We start from the raw sequence: 13,114 nt of genomic DNA on the forward strand, positions 1-13,114 counted from the left end.
CATGAACAACACTGCAGATGCGGGGACCGGCAAGCAGAAGGGGATGGTCCGCGCCCACCCCCTCGTGCCTGCATCTGCCGGCGAAATGCACTGGGGCGTCAAAGCCAGTTTCCTGAGTTACGTGAAGAACTCCGGTGGCAAGACCGCGATCGTCCTCCCGGCGAGTGTCACGGGTGAGGCATTCACGTTTCCTCGTCGCGCCGGCGAGTACCCGCCGGGTACGGTCCGGTTCTCGGGCGGGGTGGCTTTCAGCGCCCACGGCGGCATGATGACCGTCATCCTGGCTGAACCGGCGATCGAGACCAGTTCAGACGGATTGTGGCTGACGATAGCCGATACCGGCGACATAACGGACGAGTCCAGGCGTCGTCGGATCGCCCGGTTGGTACCGGCGAATTCCCACGGGAACATCCCTGCTTGCTCGTCCACGTTGACTCCCCTGCTCGCCTGGTCGGGCGTGGGGCTCTTCGGGGACGTGTATGCGGAAGGCACCGCTTTTGACCCTCTGGTCCTGATGGCCAAGGACCCCGTCAATGGCCCCTAATAAGAAACCACGGCCCCTGTGAAGTCGCGCGGCGATACATCATCCCTCGCCCGCATCGTTGGGCTCGCGTTCCTCACGGTCGGAATCGGTACCCAGCTCGCCACACCTTTGCTTCCGAGCTATGGACGGCAGCTCGGATTGGGGGTGGCCGATCTTTCGGCGGTATATAGCGTCTTCCTGATCGCCCTCGTTCCGGTGCTCCTGGTTATGACCTTTCACCGGATGCAGTCACATCCGGTACTGCTCTTGTTCCTTGGCCTGCTGGCCACGATGGCCGCCGACGTGGCCTATCTGACGGTAAGTCTTCCCGGGCTGCTTGTAGGACGCGCCTTGAGCGGAATCAGCCTCGGCTTCGGTGCCGGCGCCGCGGCCACCCTCACCTTGGCTCTTGTAGGTGAGCGCGGACGCACCATGGTCGCAACCGTCACTATTGTCGGAGCCCTGAGCGGCACCGGCGGTGCCGTCCTGGTAGCCGAGTTCGCCCCCGCCCCGCTAGTCACTGGCTTCGGCGTCCATCTCGTCCTCGCCGCCGCGGCCGTTGCGATGGTGGGCGTGGGCCTGAGGCCGTCCCGGACTCGATCCCTACCCGTGGATGCCGCCAGAGTGTCAGAGACCGCGGAAGCGCCCGGCCCACCACTGTGGATCGGTTACTTGCTCGGATCCATGGCCTTCACCGTTGGCGGCCTGGTCGTCGCACTAGTCCCACTCTCGGCCACGATCGCCTTTCAGTCGACATCGCTGGTTTTGGCGAACTCGGCCTCCATCAGCATGCTCGTTCTCGCGAACATCGGGCAGTACTCGTTGGCCCGAGCCTCCATGAGGTCGGCGACGGTCATCTCCGCGCTGTCGATCGCCGCAGGAGGCCTTATGACGGCGCTGGGACTCACCGTGGCGTCCCTCCCTCTGGTGATTGCGGGGTGTGGGATGGCGGGCATCGGACAGGGACTCGGCTATCGGACCGGGATGAGGATCGTGATGGGGGGATTGACCCCCAGACAGCAGGGGGTGGGGACATCCATGTACTCCTGCGTTGCGTATGCGGCGTGCGCCATTCTCGTGTTCGGGTCCGGACTTGTTGTGAGGTCGCTGGGAAATATCACCGGAATGTGGACGGTCCTGAGTGCCCTCGTCGTCCCAGCCGCAGCTCTGTGTTTTGGTGCGGGGCTGCAACGCATAAAGACCCAAACTCGGCGTGCCTCTTTGTACGCCGGGCAAATCGACTGAAAGGAACACCGCAGTGCTGGTCAATCACATAGGAATCACGGTCGGTGACATCGACGCCGGCGTCGAGTTCTACAGCGAACTGTTCAACCTGAGGTTGCTCGTTGCGCCCCACGAAGCGAGCATCCAAACGGCGGCAGCTGATCGTCGCAAGGACGTGTTCGGCGAAAAGTGGAAACACATGCGGCTCGCCCACTTAAGCGATGGATCCGGCGTCGGCATAGAGCTCTTCGAATTCGTTGAACCCGCCGTCGAATACCGGGACGAGCACTTTGAATACTGGAAAGCAGGAATCCACCACCTTGCCTTCACCGTGGAGGATCTCGACACTTCAGTCGAGAAACTCGTTGCACTGGGCGGCCGCACCCGAAGCCGGATACACATCACTGCTTCGGGCACCAGGGTACGGTACTGCGAAGACCCGTGGGGAACCCCGGTAGAACTCGTGAGCACCAGTTACCACGAACTCGTCTCCTGAGCGGCGAGATCGTGCGCGACCCATTGAGGATGCCCGGAAGCGGGGATAACCTGAGCCACGGACGTTCACTGCAAAGGAGACGGTCATGAAGGCTTGGCAGTTCGTTACCGAGATCCACCCACTGGAGCTGCATGATGTTCCGGCCCCGGTTCCCGGGCCGGGGGAGCTCGTCCTTGACGTCAAGGCCGCGGGCATATGCCACAGCGACGTCGGATTCCTCGACGGAACGTTGTCCGGGCTCCTGCCCAAGCGGCCGATCACGCTCGGACACGAAATTGCCGGCGTGGTCTCGGCGGTCGGATCCGACGTCACCGGGTTTGCGACGGGTCAGCGTGTCGCCATCCCTTGCGATATCCCCACGCCTGGAACCAGCTTGGATGGCGGATTCGCCGAGAAGGTCCTCACCCCGGCCAGGTTCGTCATCCCGGTGCCGGACGGGGTTCCCTTCGACCAGGCAGCCGCGGCGACCGACGCAGGAATGACGGCGTACCACGCCGCCATGACGGTCGGCGGCGTGAAGGCCGGCGACAAGGTCGGCATCATCGGGCTCGGCGGTCTTGGATCCCTCGCGGTGCAGGTCTGTATCGGTGCCGGCGCCGAGGTTTTCGCGGCCGAGGTCAACGAAAAGGTCTGGGACCTGGGCAGGGAACTCGGTGTGACCGCCGTCGCCAAAGACATCCGCGAATTCGCCGACAAGGACCTTGACGTCATCATCGACTATGCGGGATTCGGAACGACGACCGCAGGCGCCATCGAGACGGTCCGTCCCGACGGCAAGGTCGTCCAGGTCGGGCTGGGCCGCCCAGAGGGCACACTTAACCTGCAGCGCCTGACACTCTCCCGACTCACCCTCGTCGGGTCCCAGGCCGGAACCCAGGAGGACTGCGCCGCGGTGCTGAAGCTCATCAGCGACGGCAAGCTCAAGGCCAACATCACCACCATCTCGTTCGACGAGATCGGCGAAGGCGTGCAGAAACTCGAGCGCGGCGAGGTCGTCGGCCGTCTCGTGGCCGTCCGCGACTGACACGGCCCATGGAGAAGTGCGACTGCCGCGCCCCTTGGCTGGGGAGCGCGGCAGTCGCTCTGTGGTGCTCGAAATCGGTTAGGACGAGCGTGTTGCTGATGCCCCCGTTGTTGCCGCCCGGGTCAAGGGTAGTGCGGTCTCGATGATCGCACCTCGCAATCGACCGCGGCTGCCCTGTCAGAGTTCGAGGACGAGCCGCGGGCAGTCCCTCTTGGCGCGTGAGACGCAGATGAACATGCTCTCGCTGTCGGCGCGTTCGGCGGAGGTGAGGATGGAGTCCCGGTGGTCAACGTCGCCCTCGAGGAGATAGGTCTCGCAGGTCCCGCAGGTTCCTTCACGGCAGGAGGAGTCGATGGAAATGCCGTTAATCTCTGCGATCTCCAGGATGGACTTGCCGGCGGGGACGGTGGCGGTGACGCCGCTGAGCTCGAAAGTGACCTCGAAGGCCGCATCCGCGTGATGCTCGACAACCTTCGGGGCGAAGCGCTCCAGGTGCAGGGAACCTTCCGGCCAGTGTTCCGTCGCGCCCTCGACCACGCGCAGCAGTGGTTCGGGCCCGCACGCGTAAACGAGCGTGTCAGCCTGCACCTCGGCGAAGTACGATGCAAAATCGACGCGTCCGTCGATGTCTTCCGGCACGAACTGCACCCGGGCACCGTATGGGGCAAGTTCGTCGAGGAAGGCCATTGAGGAACGTGACCGGCCACCGTACACGAGGGTCCAGTCTGCGCCGTCCCGTGTTGCCTGCCGGAGCATGGGCAGAATCGGGGTGATGCCTATGCCACCTGCAACGAACCGGTAGCGCGGGGACGGGGCGAGCCCGAAGTTGTTGCGGGGCGTACCGATCTGAATCGTGCTGCCCGCATGTACCGTCTCGTGAAGGAGGCGCGAGCCGCCCCGCCCGTCGGCGACGTTCAGGACGCCCACCCGCCAACGGGTATTGTCGGCGGGGTCAGAACACAGCGAGTACTGCCTGACCGCATCTTGACCCACGTGGACGTCAATGTGTGCCCCTGGAGTCCACTCGGGCAGCGGCCGCCCATCGGGGTGCGCGAGTGTCAGCGCGATTACGCCGTCGGACTGGTTATGGCGCTCGAGAACCCTGAGCGTGAGGATCTCGTGGGCGGTGCTTCCCGCACCGCGGTCGCGGGACTCGGTATGCGTGGTGGTCATTGTGCGACTTCCTTGGTGTGAAGTGAGTGTCAGCCTTCGAGGAGGCGGCGGGCGATGACGAGTTGCTGGATCTCGTTGGTTCCCTCGCCAAGGATCAGGAGAGGTGCGTCGCGGTAGAGCCGCTCGACCATGAACTCTTGCGAGTAGCCGTAACCGCCATGGATACGCATCGCCTCAAGGGCGACCTCGGCTGCGGTCTCGGTCGCGAAGAACTTGGCCATGCCTGCTTCGAGGTCGGATCGGGCACCGGTGGTCTTGAGCCTTGCAGCCTCAAGCATCAGCAGTTCCGCAGCCTTGATTTTCGTGCCCATCTGGGCGATCTTCAACTGGATGGCTTGATGCTTTGCGATCGGCTTGCCGAACGTTTCGCGTTCGTTGGCGTACTTGATGGACTGTTCGAGGGCGCAGGTTGCCAGACCCACAGCCCGCGCGGCAACGTTGACGCGGCCCAGTTCGACAGCCGCCATGAACTGCTTGAAGCCCTTGCCTACCGCGGCTTCGCCGCCGAGAACGCTGCTGACCGGAGTGTGGAAGCCGTCGAAGACGATCTCGGTGGATTCTACCCCCTTGTACCCCAGTTTCTTGAGCTGCCCGGGTACCGTGATGCCCGGCTGTTCCTGCACACCAGGATCTTTCTCGATAATGAAAGCAGTCATCCCGCGGTGCCGCGGCTCGGCCGTGGGGTCGGTCACCGCGAGGATCATCACCATTCCGGCGCGCAATCCGTTCGTGGCCCACATCTTCTGGCCATCGATGATGTAGTCGTCCCCGGTGCGGCGTGCCCGGGTGCTTATCGCCTGGACATCGGAGCCTGCATGCGGTTCGGTCATCGAATAGGCGCTGCGCAACTCACCGGTGGCCATGCGCGGGAGATAGCGCCGCTTCTGCTCTTCGGTACCGAAGGTCTGAATCATCCATGCCGCCATGAAGTGGGTATTGATGACACCTGAAAGCGAGATCCATCCGCGGGAGAGCTCCTTGATGACCAAGGCATAGGTGAAGACATCAAGTCCCAGGCCGCCGTACTCTTCCGGGATCGTGATGCCGAACAGCCCCATTTCCTTCATGGCCTCAACGAGCTCTTCGGGGAACTCATCTTTGTGATCAAAGCCTGATGCCACCGGCAGGACCTGCTTGTCCACAAAGGTTCGGATGAGTCCGACGAGGTCTTCCTGCTCTTCAGTGAGTTCGGTCATGCCTTTGGCTCCTCGGGTTCGGGACATCTATGCCCCACGACTATTGATGCATATAATTATGATGAACATCATGAGATTGTGCAAGAGGAAGCGCACGGACGGGAGATTGTGGCAATGACGCGACACCAGGCACGTGAAGGCCGGGCTTATGTGAGGGCGGCAGCCGAGATCCTTGACGGCAAGGACCACTTGAACCTCGTATCAGCGATGTCCCCCCAACAGCCGACACGCCTGATCGCGACCTTGCTGAGTGAGGCGCGGCGCCGGGAAATCCGGGTCAGTCTCTACGTATCGGACTTGACCGCCCGCTTTGCCTTTCTTGACGACAACGCCGAGGACGACCTGCGATCTGGAAGACTGCGCATCACGATGCTCGCGGGTGGTGCGCCGCTGGCACTCGCCCACCTCGTCGACAGCCTGCCTGTGTCGCTATGGGAGACCGATCGCCTACTGTCCTCCGGAGTCATTCCCTGCGATGTTTACGCGGTTCGCGTCGCTCGGGGCGTCGGGGGCTTTGAACTCGGCAATGCCGTGGGCTTCACACCTACCCTCGCGGCTATGCGCGAGGTTCGCCTCGCCGTCGAGGTTGCACCCGCTGGGGAGTATATGGGGGGATTGTTCCCGACCCCCTCGGAGTGGTGGGCCGATGCTGTCACCGTCTCCGACGACAGCGCCGCAGTCAGCCCTGTCGTCGCGGCAGCCGCTGCGGAACCGGTGCGTGATCGGATTGCCGAACTTGTGGCGGGCTTGATCCCCGGCGATGCCACCCTCGAGGTGGGTTTGGGCGGTGTGGCCGACGCGCTGATCGGCGCCCTCGCCACCCGGCCCGGCATCGGCATCCACTCCGGAATTCTTCCCTGGTCGCTGCGCGAATACCTTGTAGAAGGGTCCTATACTGCCGTTTCGAAAACGGTTGATCCCGGGCTGAACGTCGCCACCGGTCTGGCGGTGGACGCTGGTGCCGCTGCCTGGCCGGAAACGATACGTTTGCACCCCGTGAGCTTGACGCATGACCCCTTCCGGCTCGCGCAACAACACAAGCTGTGGGGCGTGAACTCGGGGTTTAGTGTGGACCTCTCGGGGCAGGTCAATGCCGAATGGGTGGGCGGCGTCAAAGTGGCAGTGGGAGGGGGCCAGCATGATTTCACGAGAGCTTCCCACCAGAGTGTGGGCGGGGCATCCGTCATCGCGCTCCCGTCCCGGAGTGGGCGAGGACTTGGCCGCATCGTCAAGTCGCTCGCGGGGCTGACCCCGGTAACTACCTCGGCTAGCGACGTTGACTTCGTCGTCACCGAGTGGGGGATTGCGGAGTTAGGTGGGCAGAGCCTGGAGGAACGTGCCCGGGCACTGATCGCGATCGCGCACCCGGAGGATCGCGACGGATTGTGCGCATCAGTCGGCAACTGATGCCGTGAGTCGTCGGTGGGGTGCTTCACAACAGTGCCCGTCCCCTGTCCACACCTTCGCGGGAACTAACTGACACCGCCAATTGAGCGCGGTACACGGGGGATACCCGCTCGGCGACGAGGAAGAGGACTGAGCCGCTGGCGAGCATGCCCGCAAGCAGCAGCCAGATCAGGGCAAACGGGACGGTATGGTTGTCGGCGAGGCCGGGGATCAGTCCAGATATTGCGGCGCCGATCCCGACGGGCACGAGAAGTGCCCCGCTGATCTGCGCATAACGTTCCGGTGGGAAACAGGCCAGAGTGGCGATGGCGAAGAGGGCGCCGAAGACGGGCGTGCTGAATCCGAGCAGGAGGACGGCGATATACAACCACCACTCGTTGGAGGCGAAGACAGCGACAGCGAAGCCGGAGACTCCCAGCAGCCCTACGGGCACGACAGCCCACAGTTGGCGACCGAAAACACATCCGGCTCCCGGCATCACGAAGCGTCCAACCAGTCCGGCAGAGCCCATGATGGTGAACGCTATGGCGAGCTGTGTCGCGCTGAAGCCTTGGCCTGCTCCCCAGACAGGCAGGAGGATGGGTACGGCCGTCTGCACAAGCAGTGAAGTAAAGAATGCGGCGCACAGCAGCAGGAAGGACGCTTCGCGCCACGGAGCCGCCGCCCGAGCCCGTGTCGCGGTATTCACGCCGGGCACCAGTCCACGGCGGGGGTAGCGGGAGGGCAGGAGCCTTGCCGCGAGCAAGCTTGTGACCAGCACCGTTGCGCCAACGACGACGGCAGCCATCCTCCAGTCGGTGGCGTCGGTGACGAGTGCACTGATCGCTGGGTATGCGGCCGTGCCGACAGGGGCACCACAGGCCACCACGCCGAAGAGGCGGTCCCGCCGGCTCTGATCCGAGATCATGAGTACGGGATGGTTGGCGGCCATCTGTCCCAGGCCGTGCGTCCCCAAGCCAACCAGGATTCCGTATGTCAGGGTAGCTTCGATGGGAGACGTCACGAGAGGAACCGCTGCCATCCCCAGCCCGCACAACACCCCGCCGGCAATGAACATGAACCGGGTTCCATAGCGTGCAAACACCCGCCAGGCCAGTGGCGCCGTCAACGTGAACACCAGCCAGTGCACGGTGAAAGGCATCGCCAGCACAAGTACGGTCGAATTCAACTGATCGGACAGGCCGGGCAGAATCACGCCGTAGCTGAACCGGACGCCTGACACCGCCGCAAGCGCAATCACGCCCGCGGAGGCGGCCCGCACCTCACCGACAGTGACGCCGGCACGGCTGGTGGAGCGCGGCACCGCTACCTCAATCCCACAGCACGTCGCCACCGCTGCTCGGACTCTGATGTGGGCCCGGCCGCGCCGAAAGCGAGAAATGCGTCATGGGATTTCCTGTCGGTGATGCCTGATTCCAGGTTCGTGTCGGTCCGCCACGCGTTGGCGTGGAGCTGGCAAGGAGACAGCGCGCGGATCCGGAAACGACTAACTATGATTATAGATATCCTGATGCGCATCGATCAAGTATTTGGATACTCACCCGGGCACTAGAGAGTGTTCAATCTGTTCCCGGGGAACAGAGCGGTCAATCTGTTCCCGGGAGCGCTCGGCTGCGGGCGTGAGTAACGCGACGAGTCAGGCGGGTGCGAACGCGCTTGAGGCGCGCACCACGAGGGTAGGCTCGAGTTCGACGCGGATCGCAGGGCGGTCAGGGTCGTCGAGCCGGGCCAAGAGCAGCCGGGTTGCCTCCGCCGCCAATTGCGCCACGTCCTGCCGCACTGTTGTGAGGTTCAGCGACTGCCAGGACGCCTGTTGTATGTCGTCGTAGCCGATCACCCATAAGTCTTCGGGCACACGAATGCCGGCGGCCTTGGCTGTGTCGAGGGCGGCGAAGGCGAGGAGGTCGTTGCTGCACACGAGGGCGTTGATGTCCGGGTTCAGGCGGAGGAGCCGCGCGGCGGTGCGGCATCCACTTTCGTGCGTGTACGCGCCGTGAGCGACGAGTTCGTCGGGGAGGGGGTGACCGAGTCGGGCCAGACGGTCCGAGAAGCCTCCAAGGCGCTGCGCCGTGGTGCTGGCCAAGGGAGTTCCGCCGATGAATGCGGTCCGGGTGCGCCCGTGGGCGACCAGGTAGTCGGCGATCAGGCCGGCGCCTTGCCGGTTGGCGCTTGAGACTTGATCGCAATCGGCGCCCTCGACGGTGCGGTTGACCAGCACGAGGGGGCTTCGCTGTTCGAGCGCCCGTGCCAGTTCATGGGAGTGCTCGGTGACGGTGGTGAATATCACCCCGTCCACGGTCCCCTCCCGGATCGCGTCAAGGGCGGCCTGATTCTTGCCCCCGTCCGAGACCCATACGGTCATACGGTGGTCGGAGGCATCGAGGCTGCGGCTGAGCGCCTCAAGAAGCTGTGGGTAGAACGGGTTGCCAAGGTCGGCCACGACGACCCCGATGGTCCCGGTGCGACCGGTCTTCATGGTGCGCGCAGCACGATTCGGAACATAGCCGATGCGCGTCATGGCGTCCATGACACGGGCGCGCGTTTTTTCGCTCACGGGTGTCCCGGCGGTGAGCACGCGCGACACGGTCGCCTGCGAGACGCCGGCCTCGCGGGCCACGTCACGGCTTGTCGCTGCCATCGTTTCGATCGTCCTTTCGTGATCAACCTACGGTCTTGTCCTCATCAACTTACAGTCTTGCTGCACTGCCATTTCATGATGTATACGTATACATATTCAAACTCTCCGAACATGAACCGGTAAAGGACATCCATGAGCGCCCCATTCACATCAACCTCCCTAGACCTCAAGACCCGCGCCGCCGGGGAACGCGTGGCCGGCTCTGATCCGAAGGTAAAGAACACCGTCGAGGAGGTGATTGCCGATATCCGCGACCGCGGCGACGTCGCCGTACGCGAATACTCACAGAAGTTCGATGCGTGGGCACCGGAATCGTTCCTCCTTGGTGCTGAACAGATCGCAGACGTGATGGCCCGCGTGCCCGAACAGGTGCTCGCCGACATCCGCTTCGTGCAGACCCAGGTGCGCACCATGGCCGAGCATCAGCTTGCCTCGCTCCAAGAATTCGAGGTTGAAACGTTCCCCGGCGTCTTTCTGGGTCAGAAGAACGTGCCAGTCACCACCATCGGCGCATACGTTCCGGGCGGCCGCTACCCACTGCTCGCCTCGGCGCACATGACCGTGGTCACCGCCAAGGTCGCCGGCGTCGAACGCGTCGCCGCCGCTACGCCTCCCATCGACGGCGGCATCCCGGACGCCACTGTTGCCGCCCTGCACCTCGCCGGCGCCGACGAAATCTACATCCTTGGCGGCGTCCAGGCGATAGCGGCCCTGGCCGTGGGCACCGAAACCATCGACCCCGTGCACATGCTGGCAGGACCTGGCAACGCCTTTGTTGCCGAAGCGAAGCGCCAGCTATTCGGCGAGGTCGGCATCGACCTGTTCGCCGGGCCGACCGAAGTGCTCATCGTCGCCGATGAGCACGCGGATCCCTTCGTCGTCGCCGTCGACTTACTTTCGCAAGCCGAACATGGACCCGATTCCCCGGCCGTGCTCATCACCACCTCGGAGGATCTCGGCCGTGCCGTGATCGATCACGTTGATCGGCTCTTGCCCGGTATGCCCACTCGCGACTTCGCGGAAGCGGCGTGGCGGGACTACGGCGAGGTGCACGTCGTCGATACCCTCAACGAGGCGTACGCGCTGGCCGACGGCTACGCGTTCGAGCACGTGCAAATCATGACCGCACAGCCTCGGGAGGCGCTGGAGAAGATGCGCCACTACGGTGCCCTCTTCCTCGGCGAAGGGACGTGTGTGTCGTACGGTGACAAGACCATTGGCACGAACCATGTACTTCCCACCCGAGGTGCAGCCCGCTACACCGGCGGGCTCTGGGTCGGCAAGTTTCTTCGCACCGTCACTTACCAGGAGGTGCGCAACGAAGAATCCAGTGCCATGCTGGGGGAGATCACGGGCCGCGCCGCCCGCGTCGAGCGCTTTGAGGGTCACGCGCGCTCGGGTGACGTGCGGGTGGCCAAGTACCGGGGCGACGCGTTCGAATGGATGCCGCAGTCTGCCGCACGGAAAGGCTAAGTCCTTGGCGCCCACCCATGGATCGGAGGCTCCTATGTTCTCTTTTCGACTCGATGGCCGCGCCGTCCTCGTCACCGGGGCCGGCCGCGGGCTCGGTCGGGCGGTCGCCGACGGCTTGAACGAACTGGGAGCCACCGTCTATGGCACTTCCCGGGTACTTGCAGAGGCCGAGCAGATCGCTGAGCGCTACGGAACGTCGCCGGTGGTGCTGGATGTGACAGATATCGACGAGGCCGCCGCTGTCATCCAGCGGCTGCACGCCCAGGGCGCAGGAATTAGCCTCCTCGTCAACAACGCGGGGGTGAACGTGCCGCAGCCAGCCTTCGAGGTCACCCCTGAGGCATGGGACCAAGTTCATCAGCTGAACGCGAAAGGTCTGTTCTTTCTGTCGCAAACCATCGCGAAGCATTGGGCCGTCGAGGGAATCAAAGGGTCGATCGTAAACATTGGTTCCCAAGCGGGCATCGTCGCCATCGAAGATCGCGTTTCATACAGCTCCAGCAAGGCAGCCGTCATTCAGCTGACCAGAAGCATGGCATTCGAGTGGGGGCACCTGGGTATCCGCGTCAACACAGTGGCACCCACCTTCATTCGTACGGAGTTGACTGAATCGACGCTCTCCCGGCCGGACTTCGCCGCCATCCTGCTCGCCCGCATACCGCTGGGCCGCTTCGGTGAACCCGACGACGTCGTGGGAGCCGTCGCCTTCTTGCTCGGCGATGCCGCCGCTCTGATCACGGGCCAGACGATCCTCGTCGACGGCGGATATACCATCCACTGAGTTCCTACCGCACCCATCCGACCGGCCCGCCGTGGGTGTGTAACAACATACCGGGAGCGTCGCGTCCACCGCAGGACCGGCGGATGACACTTCGCCGACGAGGAAATGGTCAAGCAATCGTCGATCGGGAATATTATGGTAGGAATACCCCCTTATCGATAGGTTGAATCGCATGAAAACCTCAACGTCCAGCCTTTGGACTGCGGATGCATCGCCGACCGCTCTAGGTCGCCAGGTCAAGACGTCGGAACGCGTCGCTTCGGCGATCCTGGAACTAATCATCGAGCGGGAACTTCAGGCCGGGGACCGGTTGCCGAACGAGGCTGAGATGATCGAGCATTTCGATGTAGGGCGCGGCTCCCTGCGTGAGGCGCTGCGCATCCTCGAGACCTTTGGCTTGATCGTCCTGCGCTCGGGCCCCGGTGGCGGCCCCGTGCTTCTACGCGTCAACCCGCGCGATGTCAGCCGCAGTTTCTCCCTTTATCTCAATCTGGGCGGGGCGACGCTTGAAGAACTGGCCGAGGCGCGCCTCCTTCTCGAGCCGCTTGTCGCGCGCAAAGCCGCTGAATCACTCACGCCGGAATCCGCGGAGCAGATTCGCCGAGCGCTGGACCGTGAAGCAGGGGATGGTGCTGAGCCCAGCATCATCGTGGAGCGCGCCAATGACTTTCACTACACGCTTGCGCTGAGCACCGGAAACACTGTGCTGAATCTACTCGCCACGGCGCTGAAGGAGATGTACACGTCACGACTGGTCAATATCGGCCTCGCCGAGAAGACGACCGACAGCACGATTCGCCACGAACACGCCGCGATTGGCGAGGCGGTCATTGCCGGAGACGCCGACCTCGCCGAACGCCTCGCACGCGAACACTTCCGCACCCACTTCGAGCAGATAAAGGCCGCCTCCCCGGGCTTTGTCGCGTCGCGGATCACCTGGGCCTAGGTGTTATTCCCCCGGATCTGTTTCATTTGCCTGCTTTCCGGCGGTTTTGTTCAGTAAGTTTTCCGTGTCCGGCTAGCGGTGTCGGCGTTCAACAACTCAATTGAGATGGTGCAGCAGACTGCGGCGGGCTTTCCGAGTCAAAGTCCAGGAACGGGCTGAATTCCTCCCACTCATGGTTCCATGACCGAGTGACCGCCTGTAATTTCTCAAAGAGTTTCGCGAGATCCTCCAGG

General features: G+C 63.5%; 12 protein-coding genes. 8 read left to right on the top strand and 4 right to left on the bottom strand.

Annotated features, from left to right (window positions below; genetic code table 11):
* Window position 1 precedes the first annotated feature (1 nt).
* From QRN52_RS07720 to QRN52_RS07735, 4 genes are all read left to right on the top strand, one after another.
* A complete protein-coding gene (locus QRN52_RS07720; RefSeq protein WP_284752143.1) occupies window positions 2-544 on the top strand; it encodes an HtaA domain-containing protein in 543 nt (180 codons plus the stop codon).
* 18 nt (window positions 545-562) lie between these two features.
* On the top strand, window positions 563-1,768 hold the full coding sequence (locus tag QRN52_RS07725; protein ID WP_284752144.1) for an MFS transporter: 1,206 nt from the start codon (window positions 563-565) through the stop codon (window positions 1,766-1,768).
* A gap of 13 nt (window positions 1,769-1,781) precedes the next feature.
* The gene (locus QRN52_RS07730) at window positions 1,782-2,243 is read left to right on the top strand and encodes a VOC family protein (protein ID WP_284752145.1); all 462 of its coding nucleotides are present in this window, start codon (window positions 1,782-1,784) and stop codon (window positions 2,241-2,243) included.
* An 85-nt stretch (window positions 2,244-2,328) separates the two neighbouring features.
* Complete coding sequence (locus tag QRN52_RS07735; RefSeq protein ID WP_284752146.1) at window positions 2,329-3,267, top strand: zinc-binding dehydrogenase; 939 nt, start codon at window positions 2,329-2,331, stop codon at window positions 3,265-3,267.
* Between the two features lie 177 nt (window positions 3,268-3,444).
* Here the strand turns inward: QRN52_RS07735 and QRN52_RS07740 are convergent, their stop codons facing one another.
* Window positions 3,445-4,440, bottom strand: coding sequence for a PDR/VanB family oxidoreductase (locus QRN52_RS07740; RefSeq protein WP_284752147.1), 996 nt, complete (start codon window positions 4,438-4,440; stop codon window positions 3,445-3,447).
* Between the two features lie 29 nt (window positions 4,441-4,469).
* Window positions 4,470-5,636, bottom strand: a complete 1,167-nt coding sequence (locus tag QRN52_RS07745) for an acyl-CoA dehydrogenase family protein (RefSeq protein WP_284752148.1) — start codon at window positions 5,634-5,636, stop codon at window positions 4,470-4,472.
* A 114-nt stretch (window positions 5,637-5,750) separates the two neighbouring features.
* Here QRN52_RS07745 and QRN52_RS07750 point away from each other — a divergent pair, with 114 nt between their 5' ends.
* On the top strand, window positions 5,751-7,043 hold the full coding sequence (locus QRN52_RS07750; protein WP_284752149.1) for an acetyl-CoA hydrolase/transferase C-terminal domain-containing protein: 1,293 nt from the start codon (window positions 5,751-5,753) through the stop codon (window positions 7,041-7,043).
* Between the two features lie 25 nt (window positions 7,044-7,068).
* On the opposite strand, the gene QRN52_RS07755 is transcribed toward QRN52_RS07750, so the two are convergent.
* Window positions 7,069-8,346 (bottom strand): MFS transporter, encoded by a 1,278-nt coding sequence (locus QRN52_RS07755; protein WP_284752150.1) that lies wholly within the window; start codon window positions 8,344-8,346, stop codon window positions 7,069-7,071.
* A 333-nt stretch (window positions 8,347-8,679) separates the two neighbouring features.
* Window positions 8,680-9,681, bottom strand: a complete 1,002-nt coding sequence (locus QRN52_RS07760) for a LacI family DNA-binding transcriptional regulator (protein ID WP_284752151.1) — start codon at window positions 9,679-9,681, stop codon at window positions 8,680-8,682.
* 132 nt (window positions 9,682-9,813) lie between these two features.
* Here QRN52_RS07760 and hisD point away from each other — a divergent pair, with 132 nt between their 5' ends.
* The 3 genes from hisD (at window position 9,814) to QRN52_RS07775 (ending at window position 12,881) form a co-directional block, all read left to right on the top strand.
* Window positions 9,814-11,154 carry a histidinol dehydrogenase gene (hisD, locus tag QRN52_RS07765; RefSeq protein WP_284752152.1) on the top strand — a complete coding sequence of 447 codons (1,341 nt, stop codon included), beginning with the start codon at window positions 9,814-9,816 and terminating at the stop codon, window positions 11,152-11,154.
* A gap of 34 nt (window positions 11,155-11,188) precedes the next feature.
* Entirely contained in the window at window positions 11,189-11,935 is a 747-nt protein-coding gene (locus QRN52_RS07770; RefSeq protein ID WP_284752153.1) for an SDR family NAD(P)-dependent oxidoreductase, read from the top strand.
* A 172-nt stretch (window positions 11,936-12,107) separates the two neighbouring features.
* On the top strand, window positions 12,108-12,881 hold the full coding sequence (locus tag QRN52_RS07775) for a FadR/GntR family transcriptional regulator (RefSeq protein WP_234754926.1): 774 nt from the start codon (window positions 12,108-12,110) through the stop codon (window positions 12,879-12,881).
* Window positions 12,882-13,114 lie beyond the last annotated feature (233 nt).

This window comes from Arthrobacter sp. efr-133-R2A-120, assembly GCF_030209835.1.
Classification (GTDB): Bacteria; Actinomycetota; Actinomycetes; order Actinomycetales; family Micrococcaceae; genus Arthrobacter.

Coding starts and splice junctions, on each gene's coding strand:
- QRN52_RS07775 (WP_234754926.1), top strand. CDS start 12,108: ATGAAAACCTCAACGTCCAGCCTTTGGACTGCGGATGCATCGCCGACC.
- QRN52_RS07720 (WP_284752143.1), top strand. CDS start 2: ATGAACAACACTGCAGATGCGGGGACCGGCAAGCAGAAGGGGATGGTC.
- QRN52_RS07740 (WP_284752147.1), bottom strand. CDS start 4,440: ATGACCACCACGCATACCGAGTCCCGCGACCGCGGTGCGGGAAGCACC.
- hisD (WP_284752152.1), top strand. CDS start 9,814: ATGAGCGCCCCATTCACATCAACCTCCCTAGACCTCAAGACCCGCGCC.
- QRN52_RS07735 (WP_284752146.1), top strand. CDS start 2,329: ATGAAGGCTTGGCAGTTCGTTACCGAGATCCACCCACTGGAGCTGCAT.
- QRN52_RS07750 (WP_284752149.1), top strand. CDS start 5,751: ATGACGCGACACCAGGCACGTGAAGGCCGGGCTTATGTGAGGGCGGCA.
- QRN52_RS07770 (WP_284752153.1), top strand. CDS start 11,189: ATGTTCTCTTTTCGACTCGATGGCCGCGCCGTCCTCGTCACCGGGGCC.
- QRN52_RS07745 (WP_284752148.1), bottom strand. CDS start 5,636: ATGACCGAACTCACTGAAGAGCAGGAAGACCTCGTCGGACTCATCCGA.
- QRN52_RS07760 (WP_284752151.1), bottom strand. CDS start 9,681: ATGGCAGCGACAAGCCGTGACGTGGCCCGCGAGGCCGGCGTCTCGCAG.